The organism is Kitasatospora sp. NPDC053308 (assembly GCF_055585785.1).
Window position 1 is genome coordinate 99,193 of sequence record NZ_JBVJJY010000024.1, and the last position, 13,906, is coordinate 113,098.

General features: G+C 73.5%; 13 protein-coding genes. 9 read left to right on the top strand and 4 right to left on the bottom strand.

What is annotated here, in order from left to right; genetic code table 11:
- The first annotated feature begins 105 nt into the window (after positions 1 to 105).
- Positions 106 to 1,350 carry a DUF2510 domain-containing protein gene (locus ACZ6Y7_RS33990; RefSeq protein ID WP_465761797.1) on the top strand — a complete coding sequence of 415 codons (1,245 nt, stop codon included), beginning with the start codon at positions 106 to 108 and terminating at the stop codon, positions 1,348 to 1,350.
- 127 nt (positions 1,351 to 1,477) lie between these two features.
- Here the strand turns inward: ACZ6Y7_RS33990 and ACZ6Y7_RS33995 are convergent, their stop codons facing one another.
- From ACZ6Y7_RS33995 to ACZ6Y7_RS34005, 3 genes are all read right to left on the bottom strand, one after another.
- Positions 1,478 to 2,389 (bottom strand): lytic polysaccharide monooxygenase auxiliary activity family 9 protein, encoded by a 912-nt coding sequence (locus tag ACZ6Y7_RS33995; RefSeq protein ID WP_465761798.1) that lies wholly within the window; start codon positions 2,387 to 2,389, stop codon positions 1,478 to 1,480.
- A 239-nt stretch (positions 2,390 to 2,628) separates the two neighbouring features.
- The gene (locus tag ACZ6Y7_RS34000) at positions 2,629 to 3,042 is read right to left on the bottom strand and encodes a hypothetical protein (RefSeq protein ID WP_465761799.1); all 414 of its coding nucleotides are present in this window, start codon (positions 3,040 to 3,042) and stop codon (positions 2,629 to 2,631) included.
- A 60-nt stretch (positions 3,043 to 3,102) separates the two neighbouring features.
- A complete protein-coding gene (locus ACZ6Y7_RS34005) occupies positions 3,103 to 4,320 on the bottom strand; it encodes an alanine racemase (RefSeq protein WP_465761800.1) in 1,218 nt (405 codons plus the stop codon).
- Positions 4,321 to 4,469: 149 nt separating this feature from the next.
- Here ACZ6Y7_RS34005 and ACZ6Y7_RS34010 point away from each other — a divergent pair, with 149 nt between their 5' ends.
- On the top strand, positions 4,470 to 5,243 hold the full coding sequence (locus ACZ6Y7_RS34010; RefSeq protein ID WP_465761801.1) for an SseB family protein: 774 nt from the start codon (positions 4,470 to 4,472) through the stop codon (positions 5,241 to 5,243).
- 56 nt (positions 5,244 to 5,299) lie between these two features.
- Here the strand turns inward: ACZ6Y7_RS34010 and ACZ6Y7_RS34015 are convergent, their stop codons facing one another.
- Positions 5,300 to 5,677, bottom strand: coding sequence for a DUF1844 domain-containing protein (locus ACZ6Y7_RS34015; RefSeq protein WP_051829769.1), 378 nt, complete (start codon positions 5,675 to 5,677; stop codon positions 5,300 to 5,302).
- A gap of 473 nt (positions 5,678 to 6,150) precedes the next feature.
- On the opposite strand from ACZ6Y7_RS34015, the gene infC reads away from it, so the two are divergent.
- From infC to pheT, 7 genes are all read left to right on the top strand, one after another.
- Positions 6,151 to 6,870 carry a translation initiation factor IF-3 gene (gene infC, locus ACZ6Y7_RS34020; protein ID WP_465761813.1) on the top strand — a complete coding sequence of 240 codons (720 nt, stop codon included), beginning with the start codon at positions 6,151 to 6,153 and terminating at the stop codon, positions 6,868 to 6,870.
- A 142-nt stretch (positions 6,871 to 7,012) separates the two neighbouring features.
- Positions 7,013 to 7,207, top strand: a complete 195-nt coding sequence (rpmI, locus tag ACZ6Y7_RS34025; protein ID WP_153460093.1) for a 50S ribosomal protein L35 — start codon at positions 7,013 to 7,015, stop codon at positions 7,205 to 7,207.
- Positions 7,208 to 7,316: 109 nt separating this feature from the next.
- Entirely contained in the window at positions 7,317 to 7,712 is a 396-nt protein-coding gene (gene rplT, locus ACZ6Y7_RS34030) for a 50S ribosomal protein L20 (RefSeq protein WP_030055649.1), read from the top strand.
- A 113-nt stretch (positions 7,713 to 7,825) separates the two neighbouring features.
- On the top strand, positions 7,826 to 8,692 hold the full coding sequence (locus ACZ6Y7_RS34035) for a TrmH family RNA methyltransferase (protein ID WP_465761802.1): 867 nt from the start codon (positions 7,826 to 7,828) through the stop codon (positions 8,690 to 8,692).
- Positions 8,693 to 8,803: 111 nt separating this feature from the next.
- Complete coding sequence (locus ACZ6Y7_RS34040; RefSeq protein WP_465761803.1) at positions 8,804 to 9,907, top strand: sensor histidine kinase; 1,104 nt, start codon at positions 8,804 to 8,806, stop codon at positions 9,905 to 9,907.
- 232 nt (positions 9,908 to 10,139) lie between these two features.
- The gene (pheS, locus tag ACZ6Y7_RS34045; protein ID WP_465761804.1) at positions 10,140 to 11,261 is read left to right on the top strand and encodes a phenylalanine--tRNA ligase subunit alpha; all 1,122 of its coding nucleotides are present in this window, start codon (positions 10,140 to 10,142) and stop codon (positions 11,259 to 11,261) included.
- Complete coding sequence (gene pheT / locus ACZ6Y7_RS34050; RefSeq protein WP_465761805.1) at positions 11,261 to 13,762, top strand: phenylalanine--tRNA ligase subunit beta; 2,502 nt, start codon at positions 11,261 to 11,263, stop codon at positions 13,760 to 13,762. The genes pheS and pheT overlap by 1 nt, the downstream gene beginning before the upstream one ends.
- Positions 13,763 to 13,906: the final 144 nt, after the last annotated feature.

Sequence of the window (13,906 nt, forward strand, 5' to 3'; positions counted from 1 at the left end):
GCGCGCCGCGGCCGACGCGGTTCTCACCGTAATCTCATCGGAAAACCCGGGAATTGCGGGTCGCGCTGATTTCGCGTTTATCCGGCTGCCCTTAGATTCTCTGCTGTGAGTGAGCAGATCCCCGCCGGGTGGTACCCGGACCCGAAGGACACCACCGGCGACCCGAGACCGCAGCGGTGGTGGGACGGCAAGGGCTGGACGGCCAGCACCCGGCCCGCACCCTCGGACGCCCCGGAGCCGACGGCTTCGGAGTCGGCGGCTTCGGAGCCGGCCACCCCGGAGCCGGCCGACCCGGCGGCGTCCGAGCCCCCGGCGGCCCCGGCAGGTCCGGCGGACCCGGCGGCCCCCGCCGCCGGCGAGCCGGGACCGGGGACCGACGAGCAGCCCAAGGTGCTGGAGGGCGAGGTTCTGGACAGCGGCCCGACCGTCCGGTTCCCGGAGCCCCCGCCGTTCGGCGCCGCCTTCGGTTCGCCCGTCCCGCCGCCGCGCAAGCCGTGGCGCAAGCCCTCCAAGCTGGTCGTGGCGACCGCCGTCGCCGCGCTGCTCGGCCTGGGCGCGGGCTCGGGCATCACCTACCTCGCGATGGACGGCCACGGCGACAAGTCGACGTCGACCGCCCGGCACACCCCGCGCGGCGGCTACGGCCCCTGGGACGGTTTCCCCGGCCTCGGCGACGACGGCAACGGCAACGGCAACGGCGGCGGCAACGGAAGCGGCAACGGCAAGGGCGGCGGGGGGAACGGCGGAAGCGGCGACGGCAAGGGCAGCGGGAAGGTCCGCCCCGGCGCCGACCAGGCGATCGACGTGGTGAACCGGCTGGTCCTGCCGGTCCCGAACGGCTGGAAGGCCGGCACCTCCGCCAACGGCTACGCCGCGATCACCGTCGGCTCCTACGCCTGCGCCGACGGCAGCGGCGACGAGTGCACCCTCGGCGGGGTGAACACCGGCCGGATCGACGGCGGCGGCACGGACGTCCAGGCGGCGGCCAAGGACGACATCGCGAAGGCCGCCAAGCAGTCGTACGGCGACATCACCGGGCACCAGGAGCTCAAGTCCGAGGCCGTCAAGGTCAACGGGCAGGACGGCTACCTGGTCCGCTGGAAGGTGGACGCGCCCAAGGGCAACAACGGCTACGTGCAGACCGTGGTCTTCCCGTCCGCCGACGGCAAGGCGCTGGTCTCGGTCCACTTCGGCTTCGACATCGCCGACAAGGCGCCGGACGTCGCCGTGATGGACACCATCGTCAAGGGCATCACGGACTACAAGGGCAAGCTGCCGAGCATCCCCGGGATGCCCGGCTCGGGCTCCGGGGCCGGCGGCACCGCCGGCCAGGGGGGCACCACCACCTGAGACCCGCGCTCCTCACACGGCGGCGGCCCACCCGGCAGGGAAACCTCCGGGTGGGCCGCCGCCGTCCTGCGGTGACGGGACCGGGCCGGACGGGGGTGTGACCGGCCCGGTCCCGCGTCCGGCGTCATCAGTCGCGTCGAACAGCCTCGACGCGACGGCGCCGGAGCACCATGCCGGCCCAGCCGACCCCGATCGCCGCGGCGCCGGCGAGCAGCAGCGGACCGGTGGCCGAGGTGCCCGCCACGGCCGCGGAACTGGTCGGGACGACCTGGCCGGCCGGGGCGTTCGGGTCCCCGCCGTGGCCGTGGTGGGCGACCGTCGACTTCGGCGCGTCGGCCGCGATCTGGGCGTCACTCGGCGCGGCCGGGGCCTTCGCGGCGAGCGCCGGGGCAGCGGCGGCGCCCGCGCCGAAGTCGACGTCGGAGCAGCTGTAGAAGGCCTCCGGGCTGTCGCTGCGCTGCCAGATCATGTAGAGCAGCTGGCGGCCGGTGCGCTGCGGCAGGGTGCCGGAGTAGGTGTAGGACCCGTCGGTGGCGGTCCGGGTGACCTGCACCTGGGCCACCGGCGTCGGGTCGAGGTCCGACCACTTCAGCGGCTTGGTCGGGTCGTAGCCCGGCTTGGTGAGGTAGACGGTCTGGGTGCCGACGTGCGGCGCGGTGGTGCGGAACGTGAAGGTGAACGCGCCGGCCTTGACCGGGGTGGCCGGCCAGTCGGTGCGCGGCCAGTCCAGCGCCTTGTACTTGTCGCGGTTGGCCGAGCAGAGCCTGCCGTCCGGGATCAGCGCCTGGTGGTTGCCGTCCGCGTTGGCGATGTTGACCTCGTTCCAGTCGTACAGCGGCTGGGTGCCGCTCGCGGCGACGAGGTCCTTGCACACCTGGGACACCGGGTGCTCGGGGCCCTCCGCGTAGCAGGCGGCGATCCGGCTGACGGGGTTGGTCATCGTGCCGTGGGCGCTGGCGGTGCCGGCCGTGGTGGCGGCCACCGAGAGGACCGCGGCGCCGACCACGCCGACGGACACGGCGGTTCGCTTGAGGGACATGGGGTTGGACTCCTTGACCGTCGTTCCGGGCGAGTGTGGGGGACCGGGCACGCCTGCCCTCGGGGGGCCGCCGGCCCGGCGCGCGGCCCCCGGCCAGAGCGTAGGATTGGTCTGGACCAGAGCGCAATAGCCGCGCGTGGAGCACTTGTTGACGGACTGTAGGCCCCCGAGCAGCGCAAAGGCCCGATGGAAGGCCGGTGTTAGCCGTTCCATCGGGCCCGGTTAAGGCTGGGGAAAGGTCAGGTGCTGATGTCCCCGGCCGTGATGCTGCCCGCCTGGATCACGATGCCGCCGCTGACGGTCATGTCCTTCAGCGTGTTGTGCAGCGAGCTGGGTCGCTGGGTGGTGCTCTCCGGTGCGAACTCGTCGAGGATCGAACGGAGTTCGGTGACCAGACTCGGATCGTTGGCCAGCAGCCGGCGCAGCTTCGGCTCCCATTCGCCCTGCGCGCTGCGGGCAGCGGACTCGCTGTCGCCCTCCTGCGCCGCGACCAGCTCGGCCCTGGTCTCGTCCAGCTCCTCCGCGACCGACTCCGCCCTGCGGCCGAACATCGCGGCGACGCGCGGCCTGATCCGGTCCCAGGCCGACGTGACCATGAGGCCGGCCAGGGCGGTCGCGCCCCTCGTCGCAATCTCCGTGATCTCGGCGTCCACGTGCCCTCCTCGTTCCGGCTGCGGTGTCGGCACCACCGTAGGGCAGAGCCGGACGGAGCGTCAGAGGAAGGTCTTCCCCTCCCCGCGGTACGTCGGCACCGTCCGGACGATCCGGTCGCCCTCGATCAGGTGCAGCTCCGCGAAGCGCTCGCACAGTTCGCCCGCCTTGGCGTGCCGGAACCAGACCCGGTCGCCGATCAGCAGGTCGTCCGCGGCCGAGCCGAGCAGCGGGGTCTGCACCTCGCCGGCGCCCTCCATCGGGTCGTAGCGCAGGCCCGGCGGGAGGTACGGCACCGGCGAGCGGTCCGGGCCGGCCGCGCCGGAGGCCGGGTAGCCGCCGCCGAGCACGGTGACCACGCCGACGCCGGGCCGCCGCACCACCGGCTGGCCGAACAGGGCGGCCGGACGGCCCTGGAACGCGCGGTAGTTGTCGAACAACTGCGGCTGGTACAGCCCGGAGCCGGCCGCGACCTCGGTGACGGCGCGCTCGGCGACGGTGGACTCCACGCTGCCGGTGCCGCCGCCGTTGACGAACTCCAGCTCGGCCACCTGACGCAGCCGTCGGACCACCGCGGCGCGCCGCTCGGCGAGCTCGGTCCGGGCCTTGGCCTGCATCAGCCGGATCAGCTGCGAGCGCACCGGCCGCCCGGGCACCCGGTCGCCGACTCCGGCGACGTGTCCCTCGTACGCCATCAGTCCGACCACCCGGAAGCCGGGGCGGCGGTGCACGAGCTCGGCGAAGGCGCCGAGGTCCTCGGGGGTGCGCAGCGGCGAGCGGCGGGCGCCGACCCGGACGCGTCCGCCCAGCAGGTGCAGCGCGGTGTCCAGCTCCAGGCAGACCCGGACCTCGGCGTCGCCGGCCCGGGCCTTGTCGATCAGGTCCAGCTGGGCGGGGTCGTCGAGGACGACGGTGATCTCCCGGGCGGCGTCCGGGTCGGCGGTCAGCTCGGCGAAGCCGTCGCGGTCGGCTGAGGGGTAGGCGAGCAGGACGTCGCGGACGCCGCCGCGGGCGAGCCAGAGCGATTCGTCCAGGGTGAAGCTCATCACCCCGGCGAAGCCGTCCATGCCCAGGACCCGTTCCAGCAGGGCCCGGCAGCGCACCGACTTGCTGGCGACCCGGACGGGCTTGCCGCCCGCCCGGCGCACCAGGTCGGCGGCGTTGGCGTCGAAGGCGGCGAGGTCCACGACGGCCACCGGCCCGTCCAGGTGGGCGGTGGCGCGGTCGTACCGGAGGCGGTCGGACACCGGGGCGGGAGCGGGCGCGTCGAGGATCACCATGGGCGCAGAGTGCCACAGCGGGCTACCGGTGGGTAGGGCCTGTCCCGTGGATTTTGCCGCGGGCCCGGCCGGGATCCACGCGACGGGCGCTCAGGGGGTCCGTGCACGGAACTGGGGTCGGCCGGGGGCGGTGGCATAGGGTCGGGCGGGTGGACCGCAAAGACTTCTCCAACCCGGCGTTCGTCGGCAAGAGCATCCCGAACCCGGGCTTCGGCGACGACGACGGCACGGCCGACCCGGCGCTGGCCGAGGCCCTCGCGCGCTGGTCGCAGGACCGCGCGGCCGAGCCGGAGGTGCTGGCGGCGCTGACCCCCACCCGGCTGATGGTCCCGATCGTGGCGATCCTCGGCGAGGTCGAGGTGGACGAGCACGGGCACCGGCACGACAAGTCCAGCGACATGGCCGTCCCGGTGCTGGAGGCGCCGGACGGACGCCGCGCGCTGCCGGCCTTCACCTCGCTGGAGGCGCTCGCCCGCTGGCGCGCCGACGCCCGCCCGGCGCCGACGGCCGCGCCGCAGGCCGCGATGGTGGCCTTCTCGGAGCGCGCCGACACGCTGCTGATCGACCCGGCCGGGCCGGTGGCCTTCCCGCTGTCCGGTGCCCGGCTGCGGGCGCTGGCGGAGAACCGTCCGTTCCTCCCGCCGGTGCGGGACCCGGAGGTGCGCGAGGCGGTCCGGGCCCTGCTGGCGGCCGAGCCGCAGGTGGTCAGCGGGCTGCTGGCGGCCTCCGGGGGATCGGACGGGGTGCTCGCGGTGGTGTTCGACCCGGGCCTGGACCAGCCGGGGCTGCAGGCGGCCGCGCAGCGGGTCGGGCAGGCGGTGGCGGCCGACCCGGTGCTGCGGGTGCGGCTGGACCGGGGACTGGACCTCGCGGTGCTGCCGGCGAGTGCGGAGCTGCCGGGGGAACCCCTCTACCGGCGATAGGAACGCGGGAGGGCCGCCCACCGGATCCGGGGGGCGGCCCCCGTGCTCGCACGACCTCAGGAGTAGACCGGCCCGGTGAACTTCTCGCCCGGGCCCGCGCCCGGGGCGTCCGGGACGAGCGAGGCCTCGCGGAAGGCCAGCTGCAGCGAGCGCAGGCCGTCCCGCAGCGGGGCGGCGTGGAAGTTGCTGATCTCCGGGGCGCCGGCGGTGACCAGCCCGGCCAGCGCGGTGATCAGCTTGCGGGCCTCGTCCAGGTCCTTGTCCTTCTCGCCGCCCTCGGCGAGACCGCACTTGACGGCGGCCGCGCTCATCAGGTGCACGGCGACGGTGGTGATCACCTCGACGGCCGGGACCTCGGCGATGTCGCGGGTGAGGTCGTCGAAGCCGATCGCGTCGTCGTCCGCGCCGGGGGTCTGGGTGGGCTCGCTGCTCAAGGGGGGCTCGTTCCGTCGTGCCGTGTGCGTACACGTGGAGCGTACAAGGGCTCCGGAACGCGCCGGGAGGCCCGTGCGCCGGGGCGGAATAGCGTTCGACCGCGCGACGCTGTAAGCTTCGAGACTGACCGGCCGGGATCCCGCATGGGCGCCTGGCCAGCAAGTGGAGGCTCCACTGAGGAGGCCCGAGAGGGCAACCGCGAAAGTCTCCCACCTGATCGACCTCGCGGTCGACGGGTCCCGGTCCGCGACGGACGCCCAGGCGTCGAGTCGCCGCAGCGCCCCTCCGGGCGCCGCCCCCGGTTGTGTGGAGCCCCGCTTGTACCGAGCGGGGCTTTTTTCGTGTCGCGGTGCACACGGTACGGAGGTACCGGGCAGCGCAGCACGAATGAAGCCCCGCCCAGTGGTCGAGTCCACTACGTGCGACCGCCGTCCGACGGCCGCATCGCAGAAGGTGCAACCGAGGAGGCCCCATCAGCACCGAGCCCCGCATCAACGACCGGATTCGCGTCCCGGAGGTGCGACTCGTCGGTCCCAGCGGCGAGCAGGTCGGCATCGTGCCGCTTGCCAAGGCGCTGGAGCTCGCGCAGGAGTACGACCTCGACCTGGTCGAGGTCGCGGCGACCGCCCGGCCGCCGGTGTGCAAGCTCATGGACTACGGCAAGTTCAAGTACGAGTCGGCCATGAAGGCCCGTGAGGCGCGCAAGAACCAGGCGCACACGGTCATCAAGGAGATGAAGCTCCGGCCGAAGATCGACCCGCACGACTACGACACCAAGAAGGGTCACGTCGTTCGGTTCCTCAAGCAGGGCGACAAGGTCAAGATCACGATCATGTTCCGCGGTCGTGAGCAGTCCCGCCCCGAGCTGGGCTTCCGCCTGCTGCAGCGGCTCGCCGACGACGTCCAGGAGCTGGGCTTCGTCGAGTCCTCGCCCAAGCAGGACGGCCGCAACATGATCATGGTTCTCGGCCCGCACAAGAAGAAGACCGAGGCGATGGCCGAGGCCCGCGCCCTCGCGGACGCCCGCAAGGCCGAGCGTCAGGGCCGGACCGCCGGTTCCGACGCCGCCCCCGCGGGTGACGACGCGGTGGCCGACGACGCCGTGACCGAGGCGCAGGACGCCCCGGCCGAGGCGCCGGCCACCGAGGCCGACGCTCCGGTCGAGCAGCCGGCCGCCTCCCAGGGCGCCTGAGCCTTCACCGGCCAGGAGGCCCGGGAGACCGGCCCCTAGGGTGACGGGGCGTCCCGCCCGGTCACCGCAGATCCATCCAGTTCACGCCCGCGTGGCATCCGCCGCGCGGGCGTGGACGGGACCGACGAGGAGATACGGCGAAATGCCGAAGCAGAAGACGCACAGTGGCGCCAGCAAGCGCTTCAAGATCAGTGGCTCTGGCAAGGTGCTGCGCGAGCGCGCCGGCCGCCGCCACCTCCTGGAGCACAAGCCCTCGACGCTGACCCGCAAGCTGGCCGGGACGATCGAGATGGCCCCCGCTGACGCCAAGAAGATCAAGAAGCTTCTCGGCAAGTGATCGCCTTCCCGCCCGGCGAGAGCCGTGCGCGGGGCAGCTGATCCTTCCCGACCCATTCGAATGACGGACCACGTGAAGTAGTCCGTGGTCCAACCCAAGGAGTAATCAAGTGGCACGCGTCAAGCGGGCAGTCAACGCCCACAAGAAGCGCCGGGTCATCCTGGAGCGCGCCAGCGGCTACCGTGGCCAGCGTTCGCGCCTGTACCGCAAGGCCAAGGAGCAGGTCACCCACTCGCTGGTCTACAACTTCAACGACCGCAAGAAGCGCAAGGGCGACTTCCGTCAGCTGTGGATCCAGCGCATCAACGCTGCGGCCCGTGCCAACGGCATCACCTACAACCGCTTCGTGCAGGGCCTGAAGGCCGCCAGCGTCGAGATCGACCGCAAGATGCTGGCCGACCTGGCCGTCAACGACCCGGGTGCGTTCGCCTCCCTGGTCGAGGTCGCCCAGAAGGCGCTGCCGGCCGACGTGAACGCCCCGAAGGCCGCCGCGGACGCCGCCTGATCTTCCGAGATCGGTTGAGCTCTGACCGGACCCGCAGGCTCTCCTGCGGGTCCGGTTCTGCATTCCAGCCCCTCAGCGACCGCCGTCCGCCAGCGCCTCCAGAGAACGAGACCATGCCGAGCACCGACACCCCCCTGCTGACCTCCCTGCGCTCGCCGCGCGTCGTCGCCGCCCGCCGGCTGGCCAAGCGCAACCAGCGCACCAAGGAGCGCCGCTTCCTGGCCGAGGGCCCGCAGGCGGTCCGGGAGGCCGTCGCCTTCGGCAGGCTGCCGGGCACGTCCGAGCACGCGGTGGTCGAGGTGTACGCCACGCCGGAGGCCGCCGAGCGGCACGCCGGCATCGTCGAGGCCGCCCTGGCCGAGGGGCTGCCCGTGCTGACCGCCACCGACGAGGTGATCGCGGACATCTGCGACACCGTGACGCCGCAGGGCATCGTGGCGCTCTGCCGCTTCATCGACACCCCGTTCGACGAGGTGCTCAGGGCCCGCCCCAAGCTGGTCGCGATCCTCGCCCACGTGCGCGACCCCGGGAACGCCGGCACCGTGCTGCGCACCGCCGACGCGGCCGGCGCGGACGCCGTGGTGCTCACCGACGCCTCGGTGGACCTCTACAACCCGAAGGCCGTCCGGGCCTCGGTGGGCAGTCTGTTCCACCTGCCGGTGGCCGTCGGCGTGCCCGTCGAGGAGGCCGTCGGGAAGCTGCGCGAGGCCGGCGTCCGGGTGCTGGCCGCGGACGGCGCGGGCGAGCGCGACCTGGACCAGGAGCTGGACGAGGGCACCCTGGGCGCGCCCGGCGCGTGGGTGTTCGGCAACGAGGCGTGGGGGCTCCCGGAGGAGACCCGCGCGCTCACCGACGAGGTCGTGCGCGTCCCGATCCACGGCCACGCGGAGAGCCTCAACCTGGCCACCGCCGCGGCCGTCTGCCTGTACGCCTCCGCCCGGGCGCAGCGTTCCCCCGGCGGCTGCCGCACCACGGCCTGACCCCGGGCGCGCCGGGATCACCCGTTGCAAGCCCTACTGCGGGGGCCTGGGAGGCGCTAGGGTCTGCCTCGGTGGGGGGAACGGCACGGTGGGTAATCGGGGAGGCAACCCATGGTCGGCAGCGGGCCCGAGCTCGACCCGGACGACCTGCCGGACGGCCTGGTGGTCGCCGACGCGCTGGGCCGGGTGGTCCGCTTCAACCGGGCCGCGGGCCGGATCACCGGCGTGCTCCCGCAGGCCGCGCTGGGCTGCGCGCTGGAGGACGTCCTCCCGCTGGAGGACCTGGACGGTCGCCGCTGGTGGCAGCTGACCGACCCGTACGGCGGCCTGGCGACCCGGACCGGCCAGCCGGAGCGCAATCTGCTGCTGCCCGGCGGCCGGGAGGTGCTGGTCTCCGCCCGGTACGTCCGCGCGGTGCCCTGCGGGCCGCTGGAGCGCCTGGTGATCGCCCTGCGCGGCACCGAGGCCCGGCGCCGCACCGAGCGCAGCCACGCCGAGCTGATCGCCACCGTCGCGCACGAGCTGCGCTCCCCGCTGACCAGCGTCAAGGGCTTCACGGCGACGCTGCTGGCCAAGTGGGAGCGGTTCACCGACGGGCAGAAGCGGCTGATGCTGGAGACGGTGGACGCGGACGCCGACCGGGTCACCCGGCTGATCGCCGAGCTGCTGGACATCTCGCGGATCGACGCGGGCCGGCTGGAGCTGCGCAAGCAGGTGGTCGACCTGGCCGCGGCGGTGCGCCGGCACGTCGAGCGCAAGGTCGCCACCGGCATCCCCGAGGAGCGCTTCGACATCCGGATCGCCGAGCCGCTGACCGTGCTGTGGGCGGACCCGGACAAGGTCGACCAGGTGCTCGCGAACCTGCTGGAAAATGCGGTGCGGCACGGCGAGGGAACTGTCACGATCGAGGTGGCACCGGCCAAGGAGGTCGTCGAGACGCCCGTCTGGGAGCGCTCCGGCACCCCGCCCCGCATCGTGGAAGGCACAGCGGTCACCGTGAGCGACGAAGGCAGCGGCATCCCCGAGGAGTCGATGCCGCGCGTCTTCACCCGCTTCTGGCGCGGCTCCAAGCGCGGCGGCACGGGCCTGGGCCTCTACATCGTCAAGGGCATCGTGGAGGCCCACGGCGGCTCGATCCGGGTCGACCGCGCCCCCGGCGGCGGCGCCCGGTTCCGATTTATCCTGCCCGCCGGCGTCCCGGACTTCATGCTCTGAACGAGCGCCGGAGTCCCGCCGGGCGGGCATCGCGGCAGCGGCGCTACGCGCTGCGACTACACTCGACCTTTGGCGTCGCGCAACGCCCTGCGCGGCTGAGCCGCGGACACCCACTCCCGTGAGCCTCCGGTGAACGGAGACCGGCTGCCCGTGCCCCGGCCCCGCCGGGCGTGACGTGAAGGCGAGCCCACACACCTGAGCACGGACGAGCAGGAGCACGGGAAAGATAGAGATGTCGGCACCCAACAAGTCGTACGACCCGGTCGAGGTCGAGGCCCTCAAGCCCGAGGTGGTGGAGCAGGCGCGGGACGAGGCCGTCGCCGCCTTCGCCGCCGCCACCAGCCTGGACGAGCTCAAGCAGGCCAAGGTCGCCCACACCGGCGACCGGTCCCCGCTCTCGCTCGCCAACCGCGAGATCGGCGCCCTGCCCCCGCACGCCAAGGCCGCGGCCGGAAAGCTGATCGGCCAGGCCCGCGGGGCCGTCAACCAGGCCCTCGCCAAGCGGCAGGCCGAGCTGGAGGCGGAGCGCGACGCCCGCGTGCTGGTCGAGGAGGCGGTGGACGTCACCCTGCCGTACGACCGCGTGCCGCGCGGCGCACGGCACCCGCTGACCACCATGGCCGAGCGCATCGAGGACACCTTCGTGGCGATGGGCTACCAGGTCGCCGAGGGCCCCGAGGTCGAGGCCGAGTGGCTCAACTTCGACGCCCTCAACCTGGGCCCGGACCACCCGGCCCGCTCGATGCAGGACACCTTCTTCGTCCAGGCCCCGGACGGCTCCGCCGACTCCGGCGTGGTGCTGCGCACCCAGACCTCCCCGGTCCAGGCCCGCACCATGCTCGACCGCGAGCCCCCCATCTACGTGGTCTGCCCCGGCCGGGTCTACCGGACGGACGAGCTGGACGCCACCCACACCCCGGTCTTCCGCCAGGTCGAGGGCCTCGCCGTGGACGAGGGCATCACCTTCGCCGACCTCAAGGGCACCATCGAGGTCCTGGTCGAGAAGCTGATCGGCGACCACCTGGAGCTGCGCTGGCGGCCCTCGTACTTCCCGTTCACCGAGCCGTCGGCCGAGGTCGACCTGCAGTGCTTCGTGTGCCTCGGGGCGAGCGTCGGCAACCCGGACCGGCCGTGCCGCACCTGCTCCTCCGAGGGCTGGATCGAGCTCGGCGGCTGCGGCGTGGTCAACCCGCGGGTGCTCGTCGCCTGCGGCGTCGACCCGAACCGCTACAGCGGGTTCGCCTTCGGCCTGGGCCTGGAGCGGATCCTGATGAATCGTCACAACGTCGCCGACATGCGCGACATGGTCGAGGGTGACGTGCGCTTCACCCTCCCGTTCGGGATGGAGATCTGATGCGCGTCCCGCTTTCCTGGCTGCGCGAGTACGTCGACCTGCCCGCCGGCGAGACCGGTCGTGACGTCGCGGAGCGCCTGGTCCGGGCCGGCCTGGAGGTCGAGACCGTCGAGCAGCTCGGCGCCGACCTCAAGGGTCCGCTGGTGGTCGGCGAGGTGCTCTCCATCGAGGAGCTGACCGGTTTCAAGAAGCCGATCCGGCACTGCTTCGTCAACGTCGGCGACGCCAACGGCACCGGCGCGCCGCAGGAGATCGTCTGCGGCGCGACCAACTTCGCCGTCGGCGACAAGGTCGTCGTGGTGCTCCCGGGCGCCGTGCTGCCCGGCCCGTTCCCGATCGCGGCCCGCCAGACCTACGGCCACACCTCGGCCGGCATGATCTGCTCCGCCCGCGAGCTGGGCATGGGCGACGACCACCACGGCATCCTCGTCCTCCCGCCGGAGTACGAGCCCGGCACCGACGCCATCGAGCTGCTCCAGCTCGTCGACGAGGTGCTCGACATCGCCGTCACCCCGGACCGCGGCTACTGCCTGTCCATGCGCGGCGTGGCCCGCGAGGCCGCCGCCGCGTACGGGCTGCCGCTGGCGGACCCGGCGCTGCTCGACGTGCCGCCGGCCAACTCCTTCGGCTACCTGGTCAAGGTCAACGACCCGGCCGGCTGCGACCGCTTCGTGGCTCGTACGGTCGTCGGCGTCGACCCGAACGCCAAGTCGCCGCTGTGGCTGCAGCGCCGCCTGCAGAAGTCGGGCATCCGCCCGATCTCGCTGACCGTCGACATCACCAACTACGTGATGCTGGAGGTCGGCCAGCCGCTGCACGCGTACGACAAGCAGCGGGTGGACGGCCCGATCACGGTCCGCCGGGCGGAGCAGGGCGAGACCCTCACCACCCTGGACGGCGTCGAGCGCAAGCTCGCCGCCGAGGACCTGCTGATCTGCGACAACAGCGGCCCGATCGGCCTGGCCGGCGTCATGGGCGGCGCCTCCACCGAGATCCTCGACCCGGCCGCCGGTCCGGGCACCACCGAGGTGATCATCGAGGCGGCGCACTTCGACCCGGTCTCCATCGCCCGCACCGCCAAGCGGCACAAGCTGCCCTCCGAGGCGTCCAAGCGCTTCGAGCGCGGCGTCGACCCGGAGGCCGCCCGCGCCGCCGCGCAGCGCGCCGTCGACCTGCTGGTCCTGATCGCCGGCGGCACCGCCGAGGCCGGAGTCACCGACATCGCGGCGCCGCACCCGGTGCGCACCATCACCATCGCCGCCGACCTGCCCGACCGGGTGGCCGGCACGGAGTACGGCCGCGAGACCGTCACCCGGCGCCTGCAGGAGATCGGCTGCTCGGTCGCCGGCGCCGACGTCCTGGAGGTCACCCCGCCGACCTGGCGCCCCGACCTCACCGACCCGTACGACCTCGCCGAAGAGGTCATCCGGCTGGAGGGCTACGACAACGTCCCCGCCCGGATGCCGAACGTGCCGCCGGGCAAGGGCCTGACCGAGGCCCAGCGGATCCACCGCCGGATCGGCGTCGCGCTGGCCGGGGCCGGCTACGTCGAGGTCAACAACTACCCGTTCCTCGGCGAGGCCGCCTTCGAGGCGCTCGGCCTGGAGCCGGACGACCGCCGCCGCCGTACGGTCAAGCTGGTCAACCCGCTCAACGACGAGGAACCGTCGCTGCGCACCACGCTGCTGCCGGGCCTGCTCGGCGCGCTGCGGCGCAACGTCGGCCGGGGCAACACCGACCTGGCGATCTTCGAGACCGGCACCGTCTTCCGGCCCAAGGACGAGCCGGCCGTGGCCCCGCGCCCGGCCGTCGACCGACGGCCCAGCGACGAGGAGCTGGCCGCGCTGGACGCCGCGCTGCCGGACCAGCCGCGCCGGGTCGCCGTCGCCCTCGCGGGCGAGCGGCTGCCGTCCGGCTGGTGGGGCAAGGGTGACCAGGCCTCCTGGGCGGACGCCGTCGAGGCGGCCCGCACGGTGGCCCGGGCGGCCGGTGTGGAGCTGACCGTCCGCCAGGACCAGCACGCGCCGTGGCACCCGGGCCGCTGCGCGGCGCTGGTCGTGGCCGGTACCGACCGGCTGGTCGGGCACGCGGGCGAGCTGCACCCGCGGGTGGTCAAGGCGCTCGGGCTGCCGGCCCGCACCGCGGCGATGGAGCTCGACGTCGACCTGCTCACCGCGGACGGCGCCCAGCGGGTCAGCGGCCCGACCGTCTCCGGCTTCCCGGTGGCGACCCAGGACGTCGCGCTGATCGTCGACGCCGCGGTTCCGGCCGCTGACGTCGAGGCCGCGCTGCGCACCGGCGCGGGCGAACTGCTGGAGGCCATCCGGCTGTTCGACGTGTTCACCGGTGAGCAGGTCGGCGAGGGCAAGAAGTCGCTGGCGTACGCGCTGCGCTTCCGCGCCGTCGACCGCACGCTGACCGCCGACGAGGCCACCGCCGCCCGCGAGGCGGCCGTCGCCGAGGCCGTCGCCCGCACGGGCGCGGTGCTGCGCGGCGCCTGATCCGGTAGCGCCCGCGAGGGCCCCGGCGAGGGGCAACAGAGGCAGGGGGGGGGAGCTTGGCTTCTTTTGTGGTGCCGATTGCCCAACGCCCCCCCTCTCCCCTTTCGGACAGGAATAGAAAAAAACAACGACCAGCCCCCTCCA

Coding starts and splice junctions, on each gene's coding strand:
- ACZ6Y7_RS33995 (WP_465761798.1), bottom strand. CDS start 2,389: ATGTCCCTCAAGCGAACCGCCGTGTCCGTCGGCGTGGTCGGCGCCGCG.
- ACZ6Y7_RS34005 (WP_465761800.1), bottom strand. CDS start 4,320: ATGGTGATCCTCGACGCGCCCGCTCCCGCCCCGGTGTCCGACCGCCTC.
- rpmI (WP_153460093.1), top strand. CDS start 7,013: ATGCCGAAGCAGAAGACGCACAGTGGCGCCAGCAAGCGCTTCAAGATC.
- ACZ6Y7_RS34035 (WP_465761802.1), top strand. CDS start 7,826: ATGCCGAGCACCGACACCCCCCTGCTGACCTCCCTGCGCTCGCCGCGC.
- ACZ6Y7_RS34040 (WP_465761803.1), top strand. CDS start 8,804: ATGGTCGGCAGCGGGCCCGAGCTCGACCCGGACGACCTGCCGGACGGC.
- pheS (WP_465761804.1), top strand. CDS start 10,140: ATGTCGGCACCCAACAAGTCGTACGACCCGGTCGAGGTCGAGGCCCTC.
- pheT (WP_465761805.1), top strand. CDS start 11,261: ATGCGCGTCCCGCTTTCCTGGCTGCGCGAGTACGTCGACCTGCCCGCC.